21 protein-coding genes are annotated in these 25,076 nt (G+C 64.7%); 6 read left to right on the top strand and 15 right to left on the bottom strand.

Annotated features, from left to right (window positions below):
* Nucleotides 1-23: 23 nt before the first annotated feature.
* From BMI85_RS13115 to chvE, 13 genes are all read right to left on the bottom strand, one after another.
* Nucleotides 24-1,121 carry a transglutaminase domain-containing protein gene (locus tag BMI85_RS13115; RefSeq protein WP_078601618.1) on the bottom strand — a complete coding sequence of 366 codons (1,098 nt, stop codon included), beginning with the start codon at nt 1,119-1,121 and terminating at the stop codon, nt 24-26.
* 69 nt (nt 1,122-1,190) lie between these two features.
* Nucleotides 1,191-1,970, bottom strand: a complete 780-nt coding sequence (gene pstB / locus BMI85_RS13110; protein ID WP_078549746.1) for a phosphate ABC transporter ATP-binding protein PstB — start codon at nt 1,968-1,970, stop codon at nt 1,191-1,193.
* Nucleotides 1,971-1,999: 29 nt separating this feature from the next.
* Complete coding sequence (gene pstA / locus BMI85_RS13105) at nt 2,000-2,839, bottom strand: phosphate ABC transporter permease PstA (protein ID WP_078601617.1); 840 nt, start codon at nt 2,837-2,839, stop codon at nt 2,000-2,002.
* Between the two features lie 3 nt (nt 2,840-2,842).
* Nucleotides 2,843-3,811 carry a phosphate ABC transporter permease subunit PstC gene (pstC, locus tag BMI85_RS13100; RefSeq protein WP_078601616.1) on the bottom strand — a complete coding sequence of 323 codons (969 nt, stop codon included), beginning with the start codon at nt 3,809-3,811 and terminating at the stop codon, nt 2,843-2,845.
* Between the two features lie 78 nt (nt 3,812-3,889).
* A complete protein-coding gene (gene pstS / locus BMI85_RS13095; protein ID WP_078548091.1) occupies nt 3,890-4,942 on the bottom strand; it encodes a phosphate ABC transporter substrate-binding protein PstS in 1,053 nt (350 codons plus the stop codon).
* A 432-nt stretch (nt 4,943-5,374) separates the two neighbouring features.
* On the bottom strand, nt 5,375-6,223 hold the full coding sequence (locus BMI85_RS13090) for an SMP-30/gluconolactonase/LRE family protein (RefSeq protein ID WP_143595080.1): 849 nt from the start codon (nt 6,221-6,223) through the stop codon (nt 5,375-5,377).
* Between the two features lie 24 nt (nt 6,224-6,247).
* Nucleotides 6,248-7,765 carry an aldehyde dehydrogenase (NADP(+)) gene (locus BMI85_RS13085; protein WP_078601614.1) on the bottom strand — a complete coding sequence of 506 codons (1,518 nt, stop codon included), beginning with the start codon at nt 7,763-7,765 and terminating at the stop codon, nt 6,248-6,250.
* Nucleotides 7,766-7,775: 10 nt separating this feature from the next.
* Nucleotides 7,776-8,687 carry a Gfo/Idh/MocA family oxidoreductase gene (locus tag BMI85_RS13080; RefSeq protein WP_078601613.1) on the bottom strand — a complete coding sequence of 304 codons (912 nt, stop codon included), beginning with the start codon at nt 8,685-8,687 and terminating at the stop codon, nt 7,776-7,778.
* Nucleotides 8,687-10,429 carry an L-arabinonate dehydratase gene (gene araD, locus BMI85_RS13075; RefSeq protein WP_078601612.1) on the bottom strand — a complete coding sequence of 581 codons (1,743 nt, stop codon included), beginning with the start codon at nt 10,427-10,429 and terminating at the stop codon, nt 8,687-8,689. Before araD ends, BMI85_RS13080 begins: the two co-directional genes overlap by 1 nt.
* Nucleotides 10,430-10,437: 8 nt before the next feature.
* The gene (gene araD1 / locus BMI85_RS13070) at nt 10,438-11,424 is read right to left on the bottom strand and encodes an AraD1 family protein (protein WP_078601611.1); all 987 of its coding nucleotides are present in this window, start codon (nt 11,422-11,424) and stop codon (nt 10,438-10,440) included.
* 1 nt (nt 11,425) lies between these two features.
* Nucleotides 11,426-12,628 carry a multiple monosaccharide ABC transporter permease gene (gene mmsB / locus BMI85_RS13065; RefSeq protein WP_078520305.1) on the bottom strand — a complete coding sequence of 401 codons (1,203 nt, stop codon included), beginning with the start codon at nt 12,626-12,628 and terminating at the stop codon, nt 11,426-11,428.
* 8 nt (nt 12,629-12,636) lie between these two features.
* Nucleotides 12,637-14,157 carry a multiple monosaccharide ABC transporter ATP-binding protein gene (gene mmsA / locus BMI85_RS13060; RefSeq protein ID WP_078520306.1) on the bottom strand — a complete coding sequence of 507 codons (1,521 nt, stop codon included), beginning with the start codon at nt 14,155-14,157 and terminating at the stop codon, nt 12,637-12,639.
* Between the two features lie 77 nt (nt 14,158-14,234).
* On the bottom strand, nt 14,235-15,290 hold the full coding sequence (chvE, locus tag BMI85_RS13055) for a multiple monosaccharide ABC transporter substrate-binding protein (protein WP_078601610.1): 1,056 nt from the start codon (nt 15,288-15,290) through the stop codon (nt 14,235-14,237).
* Nucleotides 15,291-15,425: 135 nt separating this feature from the next.
* Between chvE and BMI85_RS13050 the strand changes: the two genes are divergently transcribed.
* Nucleotides 15,426-16,358 (top strand): LysR family transcriptional regulator, encoded by a 933-nt coding sequence (locus BMI85_RS13050; protein WP_078601609.1) that lies wholly within the window; start codon nt 15,426-15,428, stop codon nt 16,356-16,358.
* A gap of 27 nt (nt 16,359-16,385) precedes the next feature.
* On the opposite strand, the gene BMI85_RS13045 is transcribed toward BMI85_RS13050, so the two are convergent.
* Entirely contained in the window at nt 16,386-18,023 is a 1,638-nt protein-coding gene (locus tag BMI85_RS13045) for a Na/Pi cotransporter family protein (protein ID WP_078601608.1), read from the bottom strand.
* A gap of 181 nt (nt 18,024-18,204) precedes the next feature.
* On the opposite strand from BMI85_RS13045, the gene BMI85_RS13040 reads away from it, so the two are divergent.
* The 5 genes from BMI85_RS13040 to BMI85_RS13020 all read left to right on the top strand — a co-directional run bounded on the left by BMI85_RS13040 (nt 18,205) and on the right by BMI85_RS13020 (nt 24,524).
* Entirely contained in the window at nt 18,205-18,987 is a 783-nt protein-coding gene (locus tag BMI85_RS13040) for a DeoR/GlpR family DNA-binding transcription regulator (protein ID WP_246832560.1), read from the top strand.
* A 121-nt stretch (nt 18,988-19,108) separates the two neighbouring features.
* Nucleotides 19,109-20,008 carry an HAD-IIA family hydrolase gene (locus tag BMI85_RS13035; RefSeq protein ID WP_348638977.1) on the top strand — a complete coding sequence of 300 codons (900 nt, stop codon included), beginning with the start codon at nt 19,109-19,111 and terminating at the stop codon, nt 20,006-20,008.
* A gap of 171 nt (nt 20,009-20,179) precedes the next feature.
* On the top strand, nt 20,180-21,139 hold the full coding sequence (locus tag BMI85_RS13030; RefSeq protein ID WP_210402359.1) for a PAS domain S-box protein: 960 nt from the start codon (nt 20,180-20,182) through the stop codon (nt 21,137-21,139).
* A gap of 118 nt (nt 21,140-21,257) precedes the next feature.
* A complete protein-coding gene (locus BMI85_RS13025) occupies nt 21,258-22,553 on the top strand; it encodes an MFS transporter (protein WP_210402358.1) in 1,296 nt (431 codons plus the stop codon).
* A 132-nt stretch (nt 22,554-22,685) separates the two neighbouring features.
* The gene (locus BMI85_RS13020) at nt 22,686-24,524 is read left to right on the top strand and encodes a heavy metal translocating P-type ATPase (RefSeq protein WP_078601605.1); all 1,839 of its coding nucleotides are present in this window, start codon (nt 22,686-22,688) and stop codon (nt 24,522-24,524) included.
* A gap of 48 nt (nt 24,525-24,572) precedes the next feature.
* Here BMI85_RS13020 and BMI85_RS13015 read toward each other — a convergent pair whose 3' ends face one another.
* Nucleotides 24,573-25,046, bottom strand: a complete 474-nt coding sequence (locus BMI85_RS13015) for a glycine zipper 2TM domain-containing protein (protein WP_083078996.1) — start codon at nt 25,044-25,046, stop codon at nt 24,573-24,575.
* Nucleotides 25,047-25,076 lie beyond the last annotated feature (30 nt).

Raw genomic sequence — 25,076 nt, 5'->3', positions numbered from 1 at the left:
GATTGTCACCGATACGAGAGACTTCAGGCCGACAGTTCGTGCGCGGTGATCTGATAGGTGAAGTCCTTGGCGTCTAGATAATCGCGGCGTTTGCCGTCGATCTCGGCCTGCGGATACATCAGGTAGGGCAGTTCCGGCCCGTCCGAACCTGGCAGGTCCACGTCATGCGCGTAGTTATAGCCAACCCAGTTGCCTTCCCATGCGCCGAACAGCTTCGCGCGCACGTCGACCACCTTCGGGTCTTTGAGGCCCAGATGGCCCTCGCCTTCCTGCAGCATCACCTTACGCACATCGGCGGCGTCCGCAGGCACCCAGCCGAAGCCGCTCAGCCAGACTTCCGAGCGGCAATGTTGCGCGCCGGTGGCATCGTCGGATTTCAGACCGAGGCTCTTGTAGCCGAAGCGCGAGCGCGCGACGCGGATGCCATAGACATCACGTGCGGGCAGACCGGCAGCACGCGACAGCCCGACGAAGAGCGCGTTGAGATCGGCGCATTTGCCCGACAGGTCGCCCGAGGTCAGCATGAAAGAGATATCGCCCAACCCGCAGCCCGGCGTCTTCGGATTGCGCACGGTGTTCTCGACGATCCATTCGTAGATCGCGCGGGCTTTCTCCAGATCGCCAGTCTTCCCGCGGGTGATCGAGTCGGCGGTCTGCTTCACGATCCCGTCGGTCGGCAGCAGCTTGGTCGCGGCGGTGAAGCGCGCACGCTCGACCTCGTCGAGCGGCTCCACGTCGCCCGGTTTGCTCAGATCGACCACGAAATCCTGCGTCTGCGCCTGCGTCGTCAGGGTCAGCTTGCGCGGGCCGTCGGAGGCACCCCAGACCGCATGCACCATCGGCGTGCCGGTGTCGGGCGCGTTCACGATCTGAACCTCGTCCGCATCGCTTTCCCAGTTCACCGCGCCGGGCTTCATCCAGCCCTCGCCATGCACGGAAGGTACCGGCACCCAAAGCTGCGCCGTCTCGCCACCGCCGGGCAGGCTGACCTTGGTGACCAGCTCGAAGCTGCGCCAGCCCGTGGGCTTGGGGTCGAACGCGGCCATCGCACCGCGCGCGCTGGCCGCCAGCGCCATCGAAGCCGCACCGAGTTGCAGAAGACGCCGTCTGTTCAAAGCCATGTCACCACTCCGCTGAATACTGGCCGCGTTCTACGCCCACGTCCCTGCAAGAACAAGGCAGCAGTTCGGTCAGCCGAACCGCCCGGTGATGTAATCCGAGGTGCGCTCGACCCGCGGGCGGGTGAAGATTTGCGCGGTCTCGCCCTCTTCGATCAGCTCGCCCAGATACATGAAGGCGGTGCGGTCGGAGACGCGGCTCGCCTGCTGCATGTTGTGGGTCACGATGGCGATGGTGAACTGCTCCTTGAGCTGGTGGATCGTCTCTTCCAGCTTGCCGGTCGAGATCGGATCGAGCGCGGAAGCCGGCTCGTCGAGCAGGATCACCTCCGGCTCCACCGCGATGGTGCGCGCCACGCACAGGCGCTGCTGCTGACCGCCCGAGAGAGACTGGCCCGAGCTTTGCAGCTTGTCCTTCACCTCGTCCCAGAGCGCCGCGCCTTTCAGCGCCGCCTGCACCCGGTCGTCGATCTCGGATTTCGCGTAATTCGCGAGGCGCAGGCCGAAAGCGATATTCTCGTGGATCGTCATCGGGAAGGGCGTGGGTTTCTGGAACACCATGCCCACTTTCGCGCGCAGCCGGTTCAGATCGACCTTCTTGCCGAGGACATTCTCGCCATCGAGCAGCACCTCCCCCGTCGCGGTCTGCTTCGGATAGAGGTCATACATCCGATTGAGCACGCGCAAGAGCGTGGACTTGCCACAGCCCGACGGACCGATGAAAGCCGTCACACGGTTCTCGGGCAGGTCGAGATTGATCGATTTCAGGGCTTTGAAATCACCGTAGAAGAAATCGAGGTTCTTGATCGAGATGCGCGATTTCGGCGCGGGATCCACCCCGTCGAAGGTCATCGGAGAGCGTTCGCGAGTGAGGGTATCCATCAGTGTTTCTCCTTCTTGGAGGTGACGAGGCGGGCGACAATCGACAGCGCCAGCACCGCGACGGTGATGAGAAGTGCGCCTGCCCAGGCAAGGGCTTGCCAGTTATCGTAGGGCGAGAGCGCGAATTGGAAGATGGTGATCGGCAGCGAGGCCATCGGCTGCGTCAGATCGAGGCTGAAGAAGTTGTTACTGAGCGCCGTGAAGAGAAGCGGCGCGGTCTCGCCCGAAATCCGGGCGATGGCCAGCAGCACGCCGGTCACGATCCCCGCCATTGCCGCCTTGTAGGCGACCGTGCGGATCACGATCCAGCGCGGCCAACCCATCGCAAGCCCCGCCTCGCGCAGCTGGTCGGGCACGAGGCGCAGCATGTCCTCGGTGGTGCGCACGACGATCGGGATCACGAGGATCGCCAGCGCGACCGAGCCCGCGAGCGCCGAGAAATGCCCGAGGCTGACGACGAGCACCTGATAGACGAAGAGGCCCACGATGATCGAGGGTGCCGACAGCAGGATGTCGTTCACGAAGCGGATCACCTTGGACAGCTTCGCATAGCGCCCGTATTCCGCCATGTAGGTCCCGGCGAGGATGCCGATCGGCGTCCCGATCGCCACCGCGATCGCCGACATGATGACCGAGCCGAGGATCGCATTGCGCAAGCCCCCGGGCTCCATCGGCGAGGGCGTGTCTTGCGTGAAGACGGAAAGGTTCAGCGCGCTCGCCCCCTTGTAGAGCAGGTAGAGCAGGATCACGGCCAGCACGAAGAGGCCGAGCGCCGCCGCCCCCGTGGACAGCGTCATCATCACCGCGTTGATGGTTTTTCTGCGGGTCATCGAAGCCATGTCTTACGCTCCCGACTTTTGCTTCATGCGCTTGAGCATCCACTGGGCCGCGGCAAGCACGATGAAGGTAAGGATGAACAGAACGAGGCCCAGCGCGATCAGCGACGAGGTGTAGATCGGCGTCGTGGCCTCGGTGAATTCGTTGGCGATGGCGGCCGAGATCGTGGTGCCCGGCGCGAGGATCGAGCCCGAGATGCGATGCGCGTTGCCGATCACGAAGGTCACGGCCATCGTCTCGCCCAGCGCGCGGCCAAGCGACAGCATGATGCCGCCCACCAGCGCGGTGCGCACATGCGGGATCACGATATGGCGGTTCACCTCCCAGCGGGTCATGCCCATGCCGTATGCGCTTTCACGCAGCATCGGCGGCACCGTCTGGAAGATATCGCGCGCGAGCGACGCGATGAAGGGCAGGATCATCATCGCGAGGATCAGCCCCGCAGTCAGCATCCCGATCCCGTAGGGCGGGCCCGCGAAGAGCGTGCCGATCACCGGGACATGGCCCAGCGTGTCGATCAGGAAGGGCTGGATATAGCTCTGCATGAAGGGCGCGAAGACGAAGAGCCCCCAGATGCCGTAGATGATCGAGGGGATGCCCGCGAGCAGCTCGATCGCGATCCCCAAGGGTCGGCGCAGCACGCGCGGGCAGGTCTCGGTCAGGAAGATCGCAATGCCAAGCCCCACCGGCACCGCGATGACCATCGCGATGATCGAGGTGACGACCGTGCCGTAAAGCGGCGCCAGCGCGCCGAACTTGTCGGTCACCGGGTTCCATTTCGCGGTCCACAGGAACGGCAGCCCGTATTCCTTAAACGCCGGCCACGCCCCCATGACGAGCGAGGCGAACACGCCCAGAAGAACCATCAGCACCACCACCGCAGCGGCCAGCGTCAAAGAGCCGAATATCCGGTCGGACTGGGCCACCGGGCGCGTGCTCTTCACGCCGCTGTCGTAATCGCTTGTCGCCGTCATCGCGCACTCCACTCAAAATCGCAGAAAGGGAGGGCCGCAGATGCAGCCCTCCCCCGAAGGTGTTTATGGCAGGAAGGATCAGTGGTTCATCGACCAGACAGCGTTGCCGTCCTCGCCTTTGATCTGGCCCCATTCTTTCTTGATCTGAGCCACGACGTTTTCGGGCATCGGGATGTAGTCCAGCTTGGCGGCAGCATCGCCACCGTTCGCATAGGCCCAGTCGAAGAACTTCAGCGCTTCGGTCGAAGCTGCACCGTCCTTGGCGTCCTTGTGCATCAGGATGAAGGTCGCCGCGGTCATCGGCCAAGTCTTGTCGCCCGGCTGGTTGGCGAGGATGACGCCGAAGCCCGGCTGGCTCGACCAGTCGGCATTGGCGGCGGCAGCGGCGAAGGCTTCGGCCTTCGGCGCGACTTTCTTGCCTGCTTTGTTGATCATGTCCGTGTAGGTCATGTTGTTCTGCAGCGCGTAGGCATATTCGACATAGCCGATCGAGTTCTTCGTCTGATCGACGTTCGCAGCCACGCCCTGGTTGCCCTTGGCGCCAAGACCCACCGGCCATTCGACAGCGGTCGAGACGCCGATGTCGTTCTTCCAGGTCTCATCGACGGAGGCGAGGTAATAGGTGTAGTTGAAGGTGGTGCCCGAACCGTCCGAACGGTGAACAACGGCGATCGCCGCGTCGGGGAGCTTCACGCCTTCGTTGAGCTTGGCGATGGCCGGATCGTTCCACTTGGTGATCTTGCCTTCGTAGATTTTCGCCAGCGTCTCGCCGTCGAGAACCAGCTCGCCCGGCTTGATGCCTTCGACATTCACGACCGGGACGATGCCGCCCATGACGGTCGGGAACTGAACCAGCGTGTTCTTCTCCAGCTCGTCGCCGCCCAGCGGTTTGTCCGAGGCGCCGAAGGTCACGGTGCGGGATTCGATTTGCTTGATGCCGCCGCCCGAGCCGATGGCCTGATAGTTGAGGCCCGTGCCCGTCTTCTCTTTGTAGGTTTTCGCCCAGGCCGAGTAGATCGGATAGGGGAAGGTCGCGCCGGCGCCGGAGATGTCGGCGGCCTGCACCGCGGCGGCCGAAGCCAGCGTCGCACCGGCAATCGCGGCGGTGAGGGTGAGGCGGGTGATGAACATTGAACAGTCCTCGCTGTCAGAATTCGGAAGCTATGAACGCGGTAACGAAACTCGTCCCGTCCGCTGGGTGCACTCATGACGGGGCTTTTTGACAGCTATGTAACAGTCGCGATTGCGTGACAGGGCGTGATAATCTGGCGGTTTTAGGGGCTTCGGGATCACGATCCCCGCTGTGCGAAAGCCCCTGAAATGGCAGGGAACAAGACGCTTTCACACGCGTCTGGCCATCACGCCAAAATCGCGACGCCGCGAGGCAAGGGCGTTTTCAGCCGACCCTTACGTAAATTTCGCCGAGAAAATGACAGTCCGCAGGCGATTTTTGTGACGGTTTCGGTGTCACGAAGCGGTCGCGAAGGCCGGATTACCCTGCCCTCGCGACTCAGAGTCGGCGTGCGGCGAGCGAACGCCGCACGAGCTGACTCGCGACAAAAGTTACAAGATCACGCGCGGCTCGGGCACACCGACGACCGGCGCGCGCAGCAGATAGGACAGCCCCTGATCCGCATCGGGGTCGGTCATGCCCTCCAGCGCGCTCGTGACCAGCACGTCGCGCATATCCGCGCCCCCGAAGGCCGGACAGGTGCTGTTCTTCCCCGGCAGATCGAGATGATGGGTCATGCGGCCTTCCGCATCGAAGCGCGCCACCCGTCCCGAACTCCAAAGCGCGCACCAGAGGCCACCCTCGGCATCCACCACCGCCCCATCGGGATAGAGGCCCTCGGATGACAGATCGAGAAACAGCCGACGTTCGCCCTCGGGCCAGCCATCCGCATCAAGCGACTGACACCAGACCTTCCGGCTGGGCGTATCCGCGAAATAGGCCGTGCGACCATCGAGCGTGAAGCAAATCGCGTTGGGGATCGAAATCCCCGAGACGAGACGGCGCAGCTTGCCCCGGTAATAGCGATAGATCGTGCCGCGCCCGCGCTCGGCCTCTTTGCCCATCGTGCCAAACCAGAAGCCACCCTGCCGATCCGCCCGCCCGTCATTCGAGCGGGTGCCGGGATCGTCGGCCTCCACTTCGACGAGCGGCTCCAGAGTGCCCTCGCCGATATGGAACAGCGACAGGCCGGTCTCGGTCGCGAGGATCATCCGCTCGCGATCCACCCAGCCTGCCGCCGAGGCCATGCCCTCGAACTGCCATTCGAGCGGGCCATTGGCATCGCGCGTCAGCAGCTTGCGGTTCAGGATATCGAACCAGAAGAACTGGCTGCGCTCGGGATGCCAGAACGGCCCTTCGCCCAACTCGCAAACCCTGTCGTCAAACACGCTCATATGAATCCTCCCGCAATTTGCGGAAGCCTCTCACCCCTGCAGGTCTTCGGGCAAGAGGTTCTCGGGCATGTTCTGGAAACAAACGGGCCGCAGGAAGCGCCGGATCGCGAGCGTGCCGACGCTGGTCGCGCCGAAATTCGTGGACGCCGGATACGGCCCGCCATGGACCATCGCGTCGCAGACCTCCACGCCCGTCGGGAACCCATTCGCGAGCACCCGGCCCGCCTTGCGCTCCAGCACCGGCAGCAGCCGTCCGGCCAGCGCCGCATCGCCGTCATCCATATGCAGCGTCGCGGTCAACTGCCCCGAGAAGCTGCGCGCGACCTTCATCATCTCGTCGTCATCCTTGACCGTCACGATCAGCCCGAGCGGGCCGAAGACTTCCTCGGAGAGAACCTCGTTCTCCAGCCAATCGGCGGCGGAGACGCGGAACAGGTAGGGTTTCGCCTCGCGCCGGTCGCAAACCTGCGTCAGCAATTGCTGAACGCCTCCGGCCTCCTCGAACCGCGCGGCACCCTTGGTATAGGCTTCGGCGATACCGTCGGTCAGCATGACCTGCGATCCGCCCGCCTCCAACGCTGCGAGGGCCGCGTTCACGAACGTCTCGCCCTCGGTGCCTTCTTTGACCACGACAATACCGGGGTTGGTGCAGAACTGCCCCGCGCCCATCATCAGCGAGGCCGCCCAGCCCACACCCAGATCCTCACCGCGCGCCGCGATCGCTTCCGGCAGCAGGAACATCGGGTTGACCGAGCCCAGTTCGCCGAAGAAGGGGATCGGCTCGGGGCGTTGCGCGCAAAGGTCGTAAAGCGCCTTGCCGCCACCCAAGCTGCCGGTGAAGCCCACCGCCTTGATCAGCGGGTGCTGCACCAGCCCCTGCCCCACATCATGCGAGCCGCCTTGGACGAGGCTGAACACCCCCTTGGACATTCCGCATTTCTCGACGGCGGCCTTGATCGCTTCGGCCACGATCTCGCCGGTGCCGGGATGAGCCGGATGCCCCTTCACCACGACCGGGCAACCCGCCGCCAGCGCCGAGGCCGTGTCGCCGCCCGCCGTCGAAAACGCGAGCGGGAAATTCGACGCGCCGAACACCGCGACCGGGCCGATGGGACGCTGGATCATCCGCAGATCCGGACGCGGCAGCGGCTGGCGATCGGGCAGCGCCTTGTCGTGGCGCCGGTCGAGGTAGTCGCCCTTGCGGATATGCTCTGCAAACATCCGCAGCTGACCGGTGGTGCGGCCGCGCTCGCCATTCAGGCGCGCTTCGGGGAGACCGCTTTCCTGCGTGCCGATCTCGGTGATCGCCTCGCCGCGTGCCTCGATCTCGTCGGCAATCGTCTCGAGGAACTTCGCGCGGGTTTCGCGGCTCGAATAGCCATAGTCCCAGAACGCCTCCTCGGCCGCCTCGCAGGCGGCATTCACCATCTCGACGGTACCCATGCAGAACTCGTGCGAGGGCCCATGCGCCGGGTCAGACGTGAAACGCGTCTCGGTCTTTACCCAATCGCCTGCGATCAGATGCTTGCCATGCGGGGTATAGGTCATTTGGTATCCTTCAGAATTCGAAGTCTTCAACAGCGGTGCGGCGGCCCAGCAGGAATGCGTCGGCCACATGCACCATCGGCGCGAGATCCACATCGGATGCGCCTTGCCGCACCAGCTCTGCCATGCGGGCATAGAGTGCGGGGTATTCTTCCATGATGCTCTCGGCACCCTCGGCTTTCGCGCCGCCGATCTCAAGGACGTTGCCACCAAGGCGCAACGCCATCGGCCCGGCATCGGTTTCCAGCTCGATATCCCAAGTCTGCGGCCCTTCTTGCCGCCAGTCGAAATCGGCGGAAATTTCGCCGGTGAAATTCAGCCGCGCGGCGATGGGGGCCTGTCGATTGGCGGGAAATTCCAGCTCCGCCGAGGTCAGGTGAACCGGCGCGGGCAGGATTTCCGTCAGGATCGAGAGCGCGTTGATGCCCGGATCGAAAACGCCCATGCCGCCCGGCTCGAACACCCAGTCCTGTCCGGGGTGCCATTTGCGCACATCCTCGCGCCATTTGATCCGGCCAGACTGCACCTTGCGATCCGCAAGCCACGCCTTTGCCGCCGCGACCGCATGGGCCATGCGCGAATGCCATGTCGCGAACAGCGTGAGGCCCCGCGCAGAAGCCATCGCTTCGAGCGCGTGCACCTCGGCCAAGGTCGCCCCGGGCGGCTTTTCGAGCATCACGTGTCGTCCGGCCTCCAGCGCTGCGCGCGCAGCCAGAAAGCGCGGCACGGGCGGCAGACACAGGCTCACCACCTCGATCTCGGGATGGGCGGAGAGCATCTCCTCCATCTGCGTATAGGCGGGCACCCCCTCGACCGTGCCATGCCGCGAGACCGTCGCGGCCAGTTCCCAATCGGGGCTGGCAGCGATTGCGGGCACGTGCTGATCCAGAGCGATCTTGCCGATGCCGACGAGCGCGAGTTTCATCAGTGACTGTCCTTTCCGACCGGGTTGCCCCGGCAGCCGACGAGGAAATCGAGATCGGCCCCGGTATCCGCGCCCATCACATGCGCCTGATGCAGCCACGCATAGCCACCTTCCGGCCGCTCATGGCTCGGCTGCCACTTCGCAAGGCGCTCGGCCAGCTCCGCGTCCGAGATTTCGAGCGTCAGGCTCCGGTTCGGCACGTCGAGCGCGATCATGTCGCCGTTCTGCACGACCGCCAGCGGCCCTCCGGCCGCGGCTTCGGGCGAGGTGTGCAACACGACCGTTCCGTAAGCTGTCCCCGACATCCGCGCATCCGATATGCGGACCATATCGGTGATCCCCTTCTTCAGCACTTTCGGCGGCAGGCCCATGTTGCCCACCTCGGACATGCCGGGATAGCCCTTGGGGCCGCAATTCTTCAGCACCATCACGCAGGTCTCGTCGATATCGAGCGCGTCGTCGTTGATCTTCGCCTTGTAGTCGTCGATGTCCTCGAAGACGACCGCGCGCCCACGGTGGGTCAGCAGATGCGGGCTCGCCGCGGAGGGTTTGAGCACCGCCCCTTTAGGCGCGAGATTGCCGCGCACCACCGCGATGCCGCCCTGATCGGTCAGCGGTTTGTCGGCGGGCAGAATCACATCCTCGTTCCAGTTCACGACGTCCTTGACCTCATCCCAGAGCGCCCCGCCCGAGACGGTCAGCACGTCCTTGTGGAGCTGCCCCGCCTCGCCCAGACGTTTCAGCACGACCGGCAGACCACCCGCGTAGAAGAACTCTTCCATCAGGTATTTCCCCGACGGCATCAGGTTGACGATGGTCTTCACGTCGCGCCCGCAGCGGTCCCAGTCATCGAGCGTGACATCCACGCCGACGCGGCCCGCCAGCGCCAGAAGATGCACCACCGCGTTGGTCGAGCCGCCGATCGCGCCATTGGTGCGGATCGCGTTCTCGAAAGCCTGCTTGGTCATGATGTCGGAGGGTTTCAGATCGTCCTTCACCATCTGCACGATGCGGCGGCCCGAAAGCTGCGCCATCACGCGGCGGCGGCTGTCCACCGCCGGGATCGCGGCATTGCCCGAGAGCGCCATGCCGAGCGCCTCGGCCATGCTCGCCATCGTCGACGCCGTGCCCATCGTGTTGCAGGTGCCCGAGGAGCGCGACATCGAGGCTTCGGCTTCGAGGAATTCCTCCTGCGTCATCTCGCCCGCCTTCACGGCTTCGGAGAATTTCCACAGATGCGTGCCCGAGCCCACGCGCTCGCCCCGGAAATAGCCGTTCAGCATCGGCCCGCCGGTCACGACGATGGACGGAATATCGCAGCTCGCCGCTGCCATCATCAGCGACGGCGTGGTCTTGTCGCAGCCCACCAGAAGCACCGCCCCGTCCATCGGCTGGCCGCGGATCGTCTCTTCGATCGCGAGGGCTGCAAGGTTGCGAAACATCATCGCGGTCGGGCGGAACGTGTTCTCCGAGGCCGAGAAGACCGGCACTTCGACGGGGAAGCCGCCGGCCTCCCAGATGCCCGCCTTCACCTTCTCGGCCAACTCGCGCAGGTGGCCGTTGCAGGGCGTCAGATCCGACCATGTGTTGAGGATACCGATGATCGGGCGTCCGTCGAACAGGTCATGCGGATAGCCTTGGTTCTTCATCCAGCCGCGGTGATAGATCGTGTCGCGCGTATTGCCGCCATACCATTCCTGCGAACGCAGTTTGCGGGGCCAAGGGGCGGGTGTGAAAGCCATATCGGACCTCAGAGGCTGGCGACGGCCACGGGGGCCGACGTGTCGGAATTGCGGGCGAGCGGATTGCGCAGCGGCAGACCGAACGCGGGGCATTCGATCTCGAAGACATCGCCCGGTTCGGCGCTGATCCCGTCGGCGAAGCTGAGCGTGGCGGTCCCGAAGAAATGCACATGCACATCGCCTGGATCGCGGAAGGGCGCGTATTTGAAGTGGTGATGTTCCAGATTGGCGATGGAGTGGGACATGTTCGCCTCGCCCGACAGGAAAGGTTTCTCCCAGACCGTCTTGCCATCGCGCAGGATGCGGCTGGTGCCCTCGACGCTATCCGGCAGATCGCCCACCAGCATCTCGGGGCCGAAGCTCGCCGGACGCAGCTTGGAATGGGCGAGCCACAGATAGTTCCCGCGCTCGGTCACGTGGTCGGAGAACTCGTTACCAAGCGCGAAGCCCACACGGACTGGCTGACCGTCGGGCGCGATCACGTAAAGCCCCGCGACCTCCGGTTCCTCGCCACCGTCGAGCGCGAAGCTCGGCGAGGTCAGCGCAGCGCCCGGGGCGACCGCCGCCAGACCGTTACCCTTGTAGAACCACTCGGGCTGCACACCCACGGAGCCAGCGGCGGGCTTGCCGCCCTCCAGCCCCATGCGGAACATCTTCATGCTGTCGGTCATCTCCTCGGTGACCTTGGTGTGCATCGCATCGCGTGTGGAGGCAGAGCCCAGATGGGTCAGTCCCGTCCCCGTCAGATGCAGATGCGCGGCATCGGGGTGATCGAGCGGCACCAGCATCCGCCCCTCGGCATAGGCGGCCTCCAGGTCCACCTCGTCCCCCTGCCCGCGCGCGGCGATCTCGGTCGCCAGATCGTGCCCCGCGGCGATGGCGGCCAGCGCCAGATCGCGGGTCGAGGTGACACCCGGAACCAGATGCGCGGGGCCGTTGTCGCGCACGGCCACGGCGCGCGATCCGTCGGCAAGGGTCAATTGCGAGAGCAACATCTCAGGCTTCCTTGTTCTTGTTGTAGACATCGAAGAAGACGGCGGCGAGCAGCACGAGCCCCTTGATGACCTGTTGGTAATCGATGCCAATCCCGAGGATCGACATCCCGTTGTTCATCACGCCCATGATGAAGGCGCCGACGACCGCGCCGATGATCTTGCCGGAACCGCCCGACATCGAAGCGCCCCCGATGAAGACCGCCGCAATAACGTCGAGCTCGACCGCGAAGCCAGCTTTCGGGGTCGCGGTATTCAGACGTGCGGCGAAGACGAGACCGGCGAGCGCGGCCAGAAGACCCATGTTCACGAAGGTGAGGAAGGTCAGCCGCTCGGTGCGGATGCCCGACAGCTTGGCCGCCTTGGAGTTACCGCCCACCGCATAGACCCGGCGACCCAGCGTGGTGCGTTCGGTCACGAAGACATAGATGATCGTCAGGATCACCATCGAAAGCAGCACGTTCGGCAGGCCACGGAACCATGCGAGCTTCCACGTCACGAAGAGAAGCGCCACGGCGACGATCGCATTGCGCAGCACGAAGAGGCCAAGGGGTTCGCCCTCGATCCCGTAGCGCGCATCGCGCGACCTAGCCCGCAGGCCCAGCCACACCAAGAGCACCACAGCCGCGACACCGACCGCCAGCGCCAGCATGTTCGGACGTCCCACGCCGAACGGATCGGCAATGAACCCGGTCGAGAGCGCCTGGAACGATTTCGGGAAGGGGCCGATGGATTGGCCTTCGAGCAGCCAGAGCGACAGCCCGCGGAACACCAGCATCCCCGCCAGCGTCACGATGAAGGACGGGATTTTCCAGTAGGCCACGAAATAGCCCTGCACCGCGCCGATCGCCATGCCCATCACGAGGCAAGCCGGGATCGCCACCGCGACCGGCAGGTCCATCGACACGATCAACACCGCGGCGAACGCCCCGATGAAGCCCATGACCGAGCCGACCGAGAGGTCGATATTGCCCCCCACGATCACCAGCAACATGCCCAGCGCCATGATGATGATGTAGCTGTTCTGCAGGAACAGGTTGGTGATGTTGACCGGTTTGAGCAGCGTTCCGCCCGTCACGATCTGGAAGAACAGCATGATCGCGATCAACGCAAACAGCAGTCCGTATTCGCGGATGTGGCGCGCGATATAGGCGCCGATCCCAAGGCCTCCCGAGGGCTCGGAATTCGCTTGTTCGATCTGGTCCATGACTTTCCCTATTCCCTAACGATCAAGGACATGATGCGCTCCTGGCTCGCCTCGTCGGCGTTCAACTCGCCCACGAAGCTGCCCTCGTTCATCACGTAGATCCGGTCGGACATGCCCAGAAGTTCCGGCATCTCCGAAGAGATCATGATGACGGCCTTCCCGGCCGCGCTCAGTTCATTGATGATCCCGTAGATTTCATATTTCGCGCCGACATCGATGCCGCGCGTCGGCTCGTCGAGGATCAGCACCTCCGGCTCGGTAAAGAGCCATTTCGCGAGCACGACCTTCTGCTGGTTACCCCCCGAGAGGTTCATCACCTTCTGGAACACCGACGGCGTGCGGATATTGAGGTCGCGGCGGTATTTCTCGGCCACCTCGGTCTCGCGGAAATCCTCGACCACGCCGTTCTTCGCCACCGCGCCGAGATTGGCGAGGCTGGTGTTGCGCTGGATGGTCTCTTCGAGGATCAGCCCGAGGCTTTTGCGGTCCTCGGTGACATAGGCGAGCCCTGCTGCGATCGCGCGGTCGACGGTCGAGACATCGGCGGGCTTGCCGTGGATCAGCACCTCGCCCGAGATGTCGCGCCCGTAGCTGCGCCCGAAGACGCTCATGGCAAGCTCGGTACGGCCCGAACCCATCAGCCCCGCGATGCCGACCACCTCGCCGGCGCGGACATGCATCGACAGGTCGCGGATCATCTGGCGGTCGCGATGTTCGGGGTGGCGCACGTTCCAGTTCTTCAGCTCGAACAGCACCTCGCCCGCGCGACGGGTCCGGTCGGGGAAGCGATGCGCCATGTCGCGCCCCACCATGTCGCGCACGATGCGGTCTTCGGTGAGGTCACCGCCGCGCGCGTCGATGGTAGAGATCGTGGCGCCGTCGCGGATCACGGTGACGCTGTCGGCCACGCGCTTCACCTCGTTCAGCTTGTGGCTGATGATGATCGAGGTGACGCCCTGCGCCTTCAGCTCCAGCAGCAGATCCAGCAGCGCCTGACTGTCGGATTCCGACAGCGCCGCAGTCGGCTCGTCGAGGATCAAGAGGCGCACGTTCTTCGACAGCGCCTTCGCGATCTCGACAAGTTGCTGCTTGCCCACGCCGAGGCTGTCGACCAGCGTGCCGGGCGCCTCGCGCAGCCCGACCTTCTTCAGCAGGCCCTCGGTCTGCTGGAAGGTTTCCTGCCAGTTGATCACGCCGCTCTGGGCGCGCTCATTGCCGAGGTAGATGTTCTCGGCGATCGACAGAAGCGGCACGAGCGCCAGTTCCTGATGGATGATGATGATGCCGCGATCTTCGCTGTCGCGGATGTCGCGGAATTCGGCAGCGGCGCCGTCATAGACGATCTCGCCCTCATAGCTGCCTGCGGGATAAACGCCTGAGAGCACTTTCATCAGGGTCGATTTTCCCGCGCCGTTCTCGCCGCAGATCGCGTGGATTTCACCGTCACGGACCGCGATCGAGACGTCGTCGAGCGCTTTCACACCAGGAAAGGTCTTGGTGATGTTGCGCATTTCAAGAAGGGTGGTCATCCGACCTCTCCGGCGTCAAATCGGGGGGATTGGCCGCCCCGAAGGGCGGCCAGCGTGGCAAGTCGGGGAGGCCCGGCTTACTCGATCTGATCCTTGGTGTAGTAACCGGAGCCGATCAGAACCTTTTCCCAGTTCGATTTGTCCACCGGCACCGGCTGGAGCAGGTAGGACGGGATCACCTTGACGCCGTTGTCATAGGTCTCGGTATCGTTGATCTCGGGCTCGCCGCCCTTGAGCATCGCGTTGACCATGCCCACGGTGACTTTCGCCAGTTCGCGGGTGTCCTTGAAGATGGTCGAATATTGCTCGCCCGCGAGGATCGATTTCACCGAAGGCACTTCCGCATCCTGACCGGTGACGATCGGCATCTTCATGTCGCCCGAGCCGTAGCCCACGCCCTTGAGCGAGGACAGGATACCGATGGACAGCCCGTCATAGGGTGAGAGCACGCCCTGCACCTGCTTGTCGGTGTAATTGGCCGACAGAAGGTTATCCATGCGCGACTGTGCGACCGCACCGTCCCAGCGCAGCGTGCCGACCGTGTCCATGCCCATCTGCCCGGACGGGATCACGACATCGCCCGAGTCGATGAGCGGCTGCAGCACCGACATCGCGCCGTTATAGAAGAAATAGGCGTTGTTATCGTCCGGCGAGCCGCCGAACAGCTCGACATTCCACGGCTTGGTGTCGGGGAAACGCTCCTTGAGCCCCTGCACCAGCGAATTGGCCTGCTCCACGCCGACCTTGAAGTTGTCGAAGGTCGCGTAATAATCGACATCCGGGGTGTCTCGGATCAGGCGGTCATAGGCGATCACCTTGATACCGGCGGCCTTCGCGTTGGCCAGAGCGTTCGACAGCGTCGTGCCGTCGATCGCCGCGATCACCAGAACGTCCACGCCCTTGGTGATCATGTTCTCGACCTGAGCGAGCTGGTTCGGAATATCGTCTTCCGCATATTGCAGGTCAGTGTCGTAGCCTGCGGCCTGGAACTGTTCGACCATCGAGTTGCCGTCAGAAATCCAGCGAGCCGACGATTTGGTCGGCATCGAGATGCCAACGGTTTCGGCCCAAGCTCCGGAACCGAGCATAGCGGTGCCGATCGCCAGCACTGCGGCGGCGGTTTTGATTTTCATGGTGTCCTCCCTATGACGGTGCGCGACCCGTCTGTCCTCCTCGCGCAGCCCGATACCGGGCGTGGGAGAAACACTAGCAATGTGAGAGCATGATGATAAAATTACATTCAACGCAATCTGCATACCGAAAGTGATATGCCCCTTTCTCACCTGATGCTGAAACCTGCGCAGCTGCGCCTGATCCGAGCGGTCGCCGAGTCCGGGCAACTCCAGCTTGCCGCCGAAAGCTGCGCCATGACGCAGCCGGCCGCGTCTCGAATGCTGGCCGAGGTGGAGCGTCGGGTCGATGCGCCGCTGTTTACCCGGCAGCCCAAGGGCATGGAGCCGACAGAGATCGGGTTGGCCGTGTTGCGCCGCGCCCGGGCCGTTCTGCGCGAGCTCGAAAGCATGGGCTCCGACATCGAGGCGCTGCGCAGCGGCCATGCTGGGCGCGTGCGGATCGGCGCGGTGACCGGCCCTGCGGTGGGCTATCTCGTGCCCGCGATCCGCGCCGTCAAACGCGCCTCGCCCGAGAGCGATATCTCCGTGGAGGTTCTGCCGTCACGCGATCTGTTGGGATATCTCGCGGCGGGAGAGATGGATTTCATCCTCGCCCGGGTTCTACCCGAGTTCGACAGCGAGCTGTTCGACATCACCCCGATGCGCGACGAGAAAATCGTCTTTCTCGTGCGCGCCAATCACCCGCTGGCCCGCTCGCCCTTCGTCACGATGACCGAACTGGGGGATTACGAATGGATCCTGCAGCAGCGTGGCGCGCCGATCCGCGAGGCGACCTTCGAGGCCTTCGCCGCGCTGGGCCTGTCCGAGCCGCGCGACTGCGTGAACAGCCCGTCACTGCTGTTCACCATCGCCTATCTCGCGCAAAGCGACGCCGTGGCCGCCGTTTCGGAAGAGGTCGCGCAGCTTCTTATCCGCGAGCCCGTCAACGCGGGCTTCGCGGTTTTGCGCATCCAGCAGGAATTTCGGGTGTCGTCCTATTACCTGCTGGGCCTGCGCCGACGGCCCCTGTCTCCGCTCGCGCTCAGACTTCGCGAGGAGCTGTTGCGACTTTCCGCGCAAGGAAACTGAGTCAAGGAAGGCACGAGTCCGAGCGGCTCACCCGGTCAGGCGCGTCGCGCGCAGATCGCCTGCCTGTTCGAGGATCGGATAGGCGACATAGGTCACGTCCGTATTGATCTGCTTCAGCGCGCGCACGGTTTCCTGATGGATATTCGTGGTCTCGATAGAGGCGCTGTTATTCGCGCGCAGCCGGGCAAGGTGGGCCGCCTGCAAATCGGCCTCAGCGGCGCGAGTCCGGTCTTTCTCTTCGACCAACTGGCGCGCATCGTCGATCTCCCCCGACATCAGGACGTTCAAGGCCAGACGCGTGTTCGAGGTGACGCGGTCATGGAAATCGGTCAGCTCCCGCAGCCCCTCATCCGAGAATGTCAGGCCGCGTTCGTGGATGCGCTGGGCGAGATCGACGAGGTTGGTCGAAATCTGATCGCCCGCATCCTCAAGATGGTTCGCCACCATCGCGATCTCCATCGCGCGACGCGATTGCTCGGTGCTCAGCCGCGTCTCATTCAGCCGCGCGACATAAAGCTTGATCTCGTAATGCATGCGGTCGACTTCGCTCTCGTTGCGCTTGATACGGGCGGCGACCTCCGGATCCCAGCGGACGAAAAGCCCGAGCGCAGGCTGCAGCATCTCCAAGACCTGCTCGCCCATGCGCAGCAACTCGCGCGCGGCATTGCCAAGGGCATGACCCGCGTCCCCCAGCCCCTTTTCGTCGAGTGCGGTGATCCGCGTGGGCGACAGATCCTTGCGCTCGACTACGACCGCCTCGGCAAGGCGCAACACCCCAGGGATCAGCGGCAGCGACAGGATCGCGACGCCGAGGTTGAAGACCAGATGCAGGTTGATGACCTGCCGCGCCGTCGTCGCGCCCAGAAAGTCGAGCGCATGCGGGAAAGCCATCAGACCGATCAGCACCAGCGCGGCCCCGCCCCCGCGCAGGACGAAATTCGAGACCATGATGCGGCGCGGTATCGGATCGGCGGACAGCGTCAGCATCACCGGGATGATCGCCCCGCCGAGGTTCGCGCCCAGCACCATCGCCGCAGCGCCCGTCCCCGGCAAAAGGCCCTGCCCCGCGAAGGTCACGAACATCAAGACCGCCGCGATCGAGGAATGCATCGCCCATGTCAGCAGGGCCCCGAGGACGAAGGCCGAGACGAGATCGCTACCCAGCCGGGTCAGCACCGCATCGACGAGTTCGCTGTCGCGCAGGGGCGCCGTCGCCTCGCCGATCAGACCGAGCGAGAGCAGCACCAGCGCCAGACCCACGAAGATACGCCCCGCTTGGCGCGGTCGCCGGGCTTTTGATTTGAGAAACAGCGTCACCCCGATCACGAGAAGCGCGGGCACCAGAACATGGATCGGCGAGAGCAGGATCTGCGCCACGATCGACGAGCCCAGATCGGCGCCCAGCACCAGCGCCACGCCCGACACGGCGGCCAATGTTCCGCTCGCGGCGAAACCGGCGGTCAGGATCGCGACGGCGGTCGAGCTTTGCAGCAGCATCGCCGCCCCCGTCCCCGCGGTCATCGCGCTGATCCGCGTGCCCGCCGTGCGGCGCAGGAACTGGCGCAGCGAGGCCATGAAAGCGCGCTCGACCCCGGTGCGGATCAAACGAACCGCCCAAAGCAGCAGCGCCACCGCGCCCGCGAGATTGATCAGGAAATAGATCATAAGCTCTCCCAAATCCCGCGATTGGCTTCGGAAGTCCTCCAAGGCCACGCGGTTCTACCCCGTTAAACTGCATCAAAATGTGGGGTTCGCAACATTTTTCTTGAATTTATGCGGCATAGACCACATCAATTTTAAAGTTCGGTGAGTTTTCTCACCTTCGGGAAAAGCGATGGATGCGAGCGTGAAACAAGAGGGACAGCGACTGCGCAAACGCGACCGGCGCGAGCAGATTCTGTTCGAGTTGAAGCTGCGCCCCCACCTGCGCATCTCGCAACTCGCGGCGCAGTTCGGCGTCTCGACAGAGACGATCCGGCGCGACTTCGATGCGCTCGAAGAGAAGGGGCTGATCGACCGCGCGCATGGCGGGGCCTCGCGCCCCCATCCGGGTCACTATCCGACGCTGGACGAGCGCGAACGCGACCAGTTTCAGGAGCGCGAGCGGATCGGGCGCATGGCCGCCGCGCAGGTAGCCCCCGGCGAGACGCTGATGATCGACTCCGGCTCGACCACGCAGCAGATGGCCCGGTTTCTCGCTATGGCGGGCACGCCCTGCCGCGTCATCACCAATTCGCTGCCCATCGCCATGCTTCTGGGCGGAAGCGAGGGGGCGGAGGTAATCCTTGCTCCGGGGAATTACCTGCCGACGGAATCGGCGGTCGTGGGCGAAGAGACGCTCGAATTCCTGTCGCGCCATCACGTCGACCGGGCAGTGATCGGGGCCACGGCGCTCTCGATCGAGGGCGTGTCCGAGACCATTCCGGGCTTCGCCGCGATCAAACGCGTGATGCTCGCGCAGGCGCAGGCCGGGATGCTGCTGATCCTCGGGTCGAAATTCGGCATTCACGGCTTCACCCGCGCCGCCACGCTCGACGCGCTCGCCTTGGTGGTAGCGGACCGCGCCCCGCCCGCCGATCTGAAAGAGGCGCTGCGTCAGAACGACGTGGAGGTTCTGCTCGCGAAGTGAGGTCATCCACAAGAGTTTCCTGGGATGCCGGGCCAGCCGCAGACCTGAACGTGCTGGTGATCGCTGTCGCTGTGGTGATAAGTGAGCCCCGATCGGCACAGGCGCGAAGGACGAACCTCTGATGACAATGACAGCGCAGGAAGCGCTCGTAGCTTATGAGCGCGCGCGCCATCGACTTCCCTCCCCCGGCGCGGGCACGACAAGCCAGATGGCCCGCGATCTCTCGGAGCTTGCCGATCTGTTCGACGTGTTCCTGCTCGATGCGTTCGGCGTGCTCAATATCGGCGAGACCGCGATCGAAGGCACGCCCGAGCGCGTCGCGGCGCTGCAAGCGCAGGGCAAGCGGGTGATGGTCGTGTCGAACGCGGCGGGCGTCCCGCATGACAGCCTGATGCGGAAATACGCACGGCTCGGCTATGACTTCGCGCCCGAGGATGTCGTCACCAGTCGCACCGCTCTCGTTGCAGCCCTGCGCGAAGCGCCTGCCCGGGCCTGGGGCCTGATGGCGAGCCAAACGACGGGCGATGACGAGCTGGATCAGTTCGACGTCACATGGCTCGCCGAGGATCGCGCCGCCTATGACGCAGCCGAAGGCTTCCTGCTGATCGGCGCGGCGGACTGGACCGAAGAGCGGCAAGACCTGCTCGAAGCGTCCATCCGCGACAACCCGCGCCCGGTCTGGGTCGGCAATCCCGATATCGTCGCCCCCCGTGAGGTCGGTTTCTCGCAGGAGCCGGGTCACTTCGCGCATAGGCTCGCCGATGCGACGGGTGTGGCGCCGGAGTTCTACGGCAAGCCTTTCACCAATATCTACGACATCGCCTTCGCGCGTCTCGGTCCGGTCGATCCCGCGCGCGTGCTGATGGTGGGCGACAGCCTGCACACCGACATTCTCGGCGCACAGGCGACCGGAATCCGCTCTGCCCTGATCGCGGGATACGGTTTCTTCGGCGGCGAGGACGCGCAGGCGGCCATCTCCTCCTGCGGCATCGTTCCGGATTTCGTTCTGGAACGGCCGTGAGCGCGCCGCCGCTCACCCCGGCGAAATGATGTGATTTTTCAAAGCCATCGCGCGCGCTCCCGCCCCGACCGCGATGGGCTATACTTGATATGCACCTTTTAGTATGTGTGTCCCCCGAGGAGCACGGAGGCCAGACCTGTCATGGACTCACCAGAAAGCATCCAACAGCACTTGGCTGCGATCGTGGAAGGCTCGGAAGATGCGATTGTCACCAAGGACCTCAACAGCATCATCCTGAGCTGGAATCGCGGCGCGGAAAACCTGTTCGGCTACACTGCCAAAGAAGCCGTCGGTCAGCCGATCACGATCATCTTTCCCGACGACCGGATGGATGAGGAGGTCGACTTCATCGCCCGTCTGCGGCGCGGAGAGCGGATCGCCAATTACGAAACGATCCGCCAGCGCAAGGACGGCAGCCCCGTTCCGGTGTCTCTGACCGTCTCGCCCGTGCGCGATGCCGATGGCCACGTGGTCGGCGCGTCGAAGATCGCGCGCGACATCACCTTGCAGCACCAACTGGCAGAGCAGCAGAGACTGCTCCTGTCCGAGATGCGCCACCGGGTCGGCAACGCCTTCGCGGTGGCCGCGTCGCTGATTGCCGTTGCCGCGCGACAGGCGGACAGCGCAGAGCAACTCAGTAACGAGATGCGCAGCCGCCTTCACGCGATCGCGTCGCTCAATTCGATGACCGTGAACGACCCCTCGGGTGAACAACCCGATGGCATGCCGCTGTCCTATCTCGTCAGCACGATCCTGAAACCGTTCAGCGAAGGGGCGAGCGTTCAGACCTCGCTTCCGGATATTCAGGTGCGCCCTGCCGCAATCACGCCGCTGACCCTTGTTCTCTTCGAGCTTGCGACGAATTCGGTGAAATATGGGGGCCTGTCGCAGAGCGGCCACGGCGTCGAGATTAGCGCGGAGATCGAGGACGGGCGCTTCAGGCTTGCATGGAAAGAGCCCGGCATCACTGAAGCGGGATCCGGCAAGGACGAAAACAAAGGGTTCGGCACGTCGCTTTGCCGGCTTACCGTATCCACCTCGCTTGGCGGCAGCTTCTCGCGCGAATTCACGCCAGAAGGATTGGTCGCGGCGTTGGATCTCGATCTGACCATGGTAGCGCAGATGTCGTGAGACCGCCGGGCGCGGAGCTGCACCTGCGGTCCGAGGCTGTTGGTCCAAGATTTGCGTCCGGGCCGAAGGAACGGCTACTTATACCCCCGAGGCAGCAGGAAAATTGCGAGGCTCGGCGATGACACCGGACGAAACCACCCCCAAACCGGCAGAGCTTCGGCATCGGATTATGGCCGGTTTCATCGGCAACGTGGTCGAATGGTATGACTTCGCGCTCTACGGCTATCTTGCAGGCGTCATCGCCCCGGTCTTCTTTCCGTCCAACGACCCGACCGCAGGCCTGATCGCGACTTACGGGATCTTCGCGGCCGGTTTCCTGATGCGCCCGCTTGGCGCGGCTGTGTTCGGGTGGTTCGGCGACCGCTACGGGCGCGCGCGCACGATGCAGATATCGGTCGTGATGATGGCGATGCCGACGCTGTTTCTGGGCATATTGCCGACCTATGCGCAGGTCGGCGTTCTGGCGCCGGCGCTGCTGGTTCTGGTGCGCCTCTTGCAGGGCCTGTCGGTCGGCGGGGAGTTCTCGTCCTCGGCGACCTATCTCGTCGAAACCGCGCCCCTGAAGAAACGCGGCCTGACGGGGAGCTGGGCCAATATCGGCTCCATGTCGGGCTCGCTTCTGGGGGTCGGGGCAGCAGCGCTCGTGACGAACCTCTTCGATGCGCAGACGCTTGCGGATTGGGCGTGGCGCCTGCCCTTCCTCGGCGGCGCGCTCCTTGGCACGGTGGCGATCCTGATCCGCCGCAACCTGCACACATCAGAGCATTTCCAGCAGCACCAGGAGGGGCGCGACGACACATCGCCCCTGCTCGAAGCCTTCACGACGAACCGCAGAGAGACGCTTCTGGCGGTAGCCTTCGCGGCCAGTTACGGCACCTGCTACTACATCGCCTTCGTCTATCTTCCGGAATGGCTGTCGGGTCAGGGCTTGATGGCGCGGGACACGGCGCTGCTGATCAACACCGCGATGACGGTGCTCGTGATCCCCGCGATGCCGCTGGCGGCGATTGTGGGCGACCGGTGGGTGCCGCGTCGGGTCTGGATCGCCCTGGCGATCGGGCTGCTGGCACTGGTCGCGTGGCCGCTGCACGAGTGGATGCTTGTGTCGGGCGGCGCATTGCTCCCCGTGGTCGTCGCACATGCGGTGACCTTCCTACTGTTGGCCGTGCCGCTGGGCTCGGGCCCGGCCCTGTTCGCGGAAATGTTCCCCGAGCGCGACCGGCTCTCGGGCTATTCCGTGGCCTTCAATATCGGCCTCGGCATTTTCGGAGGCCTCACGCCGATGATCGCCACGAGCCTCATCGCCGCGACCGGCATGGTCACCGCCCCCGCGCTCTACATGCTCGTGGCGGGTTTGATCGCTGTGATCGCGCTCGTCTTCACTCCCGATCGCAGTCGCGCGCCCTTGCGCTGACCGAAGCACTCCCGCGAAACCGAATTGGAGGCTGGACCGATCACCGGGATGCGCTATCACGGTGACGGCGCGCACGCTTTGGAGATTTGACGCGCCACCGACAGTGAGACGTGCAGAAGGACCACAGACCGGATGGAACAGCGCGGAACCGACCGTCTGAAGCTCGCCCTCCTCGCGCTCGCCGTAGCGGCGCTGGTGGTGGGCCTCGCCTTCTGGGCGGCTGGCGCGGACGCCTTGGCGAAAGCCAGCTGGATCATCGGCGTCGTGCCCACCCTCGCCGCGCTGGTCTTTGAGATCTCCCGCAGCCTCCGGCGCGGCGAAGTCGGTCTGGATATCGTAGCGGCACTCTCGATGACCGCCGCGCTTGTCTTCGACGAGACGCTCGCCGCGGCGGTCGTCGCGGTGATGTATTCCGGCGGCACCTTTCTTGAGAGTTTCGCCGAGGGCCGCGCCCGGCGTGAGATGCACGACCTGCTCTCGCGTGTCCCGCGGACCGCGACGCGGCATCGCGATGGCGGGCTGGAGGATATCCCCCTCGACGAGATCGCCCCCGGGGATCGGCTGCTGATCCATCAGGGCGACGTGGTGCCGGTGGACGGGACATTGGCCTCCGAGACGGCCTTTCTGGACACATCGGCACTGACCGGGGAGTCTCTGCCGGTGCGTCTGGCGCATGGGGCCGACGTCATGAGCGGCTCGACCAATGCTGGCGAGGCGTTCGACCTGTTGGCGGTGCGGCCTGCGAAGGACAGCACCTATGCCGGGATCGTCCGGCTGGTCGAGGAAGCCCAGGCCTCCAAGGCGCCGATGTCCCGCCTCGCGGATCGCTGGTCTCTGGGCTTTCTGGTGGTCACCCTCGTCATCGCCTTCGCGGCCTGGTGGTTCACCGGAGACCCGATCCGGGCCGTTGCGGTTCTCGTGGTCGCCACGCCCTGCCCGCTGATCCTCGCCGTGCCGGTCGCTCTGGTCGCGGGGCTCTCGCGCGCGGCGCATTACGGCGTGCTGATCAAGGGGGCGGGACCGCTCGAGACGATGGCGCGCATCGGCACGCTGGTCCTCGACAAGACCGGCACGCTGACCGAAGGCCGCCCGCAGATCGTGTCGATCGACAGTCACGACGGGATGGAGGAGGACGAGATCCTGCGCCTCGCCGCAGCCCTCGATCAGGCCTCGAAACATCCGGTGGCACAGGCGATCGTCACCGCCGCGAAAGAACGCGGCTTCACCCTGCCCGTCCCGTCGGATGTGGCGGAAATCGCGGGCGAAGGTGTCGTGGGCCATGTCGAGGGGCGCAAGGTCATCGTCGGCGGCGACGATTTCGTGGCGGCACGTGTCGGGCGCAAACCGGGGGACCACCCGACGATGGCTGCCGGGGCGGTCCTCGTCGCCGTCGCCGTGGACGGGCGCATGGCCGGGCATCTGGTGATGGCCGATCCGCTGCGCGACGATGCGGGCGCCATGCTCGACGGGCTGCGTCACGAGGGGATCGAACGGATTCTGCTCGCCACCGGCGACCGGACGGATGTGGCCGAACGCGTGACCGAGGGGCTCGGCCTCGACGGGCTGCGCGCAGGGCTCACACCGGACCAAAAGGTCCTCCTCGTGCTGTCCGAGCGCAAGCACGGGCCGGTCATGATGGTGGGCGACGGCGTGAACGACGCGCCCGCGCTCGCCGCCGCAGATGTCGGCGTCGCCATGGGCGCGCGCGGGGCCGCCGCCTCGGCCGAAGCGGCCGATGTGGTGCTTCTCGTCGACCGGATCGATCAGTTGCGCGCAGGCATCGAAATCGCCGCATCCTCACGGCGGATCGCCTTCGAGAGCGTCGCCGCCGGGATCGGCCTCTCCGTGCTGGGCATGATCGCGGCCGCCTATGGCTACCTCACGCCGGTGGAGGGCGCCATTTTGCAGGAGGCGATCGACGTCGCCGTGATCCTGAACGCCTTGCGCGCCCTTCGGATCAGACCCAAGTGAGGGCGCAAAACGACTTCGCGCCCTCACCCGAACCTGTGCTCACCAGTCCTATCGCAGATAGACCTGATTGCCGCTGCGCACGACGCTCACCCTGTCACCGACGCGGAACTGGTTCGACATCTGGATGACCGTAATCGAGCCACCATTGTCGAGCCGCACGGTCCACGCATAGGACGTGTAGGTGCCGCCCTGGCTGGCGACGTTGCTGCCGATAATTGTGCCCGCGATCGCGCCCGCGCCGGTCATCACGTCCTTGCCGGTTCCGGAGCCGAACTGGTGCCCGATCACCGCGCCGACGAGGCCGCCCGTGACCGCGCCGACGATCTGGTCGCCGTCGCTGGTGCGGCGCATCGTGACCGGCTGCACCGAAACGATGCGACCATATTCGATGCTGTCATAGCTGTAGGTGGTGCGCGGGCCGGGGCCGGGACCGGTATAGGGGCCGTTTGCATAGGGACCCGGCGTCGGGTTGCAGGCGGCAACGCTCAGCGCCGCAGGCAGAACAAGAAGAAAAATACGCATTTTGAACCTCCATGGTAGCTCCGCCGCATG

Source organism: Thioclava sp. DLFJ4-1 (genome assembly GCF_002020145.1).
GTDB classification, from domain to species: domain Bacteria; phylum Pseudomonadota; class Alphaproteobacteria; order Rhodobacterales; family Rhodobacteraceae; genus Thioclava; species Thioclava sediminum.
The sequence above is the reverse complement of the archived record's forward strand: the minus strand, read 5'-3'. Positions and strand labels throughout refer to the sequence as shown.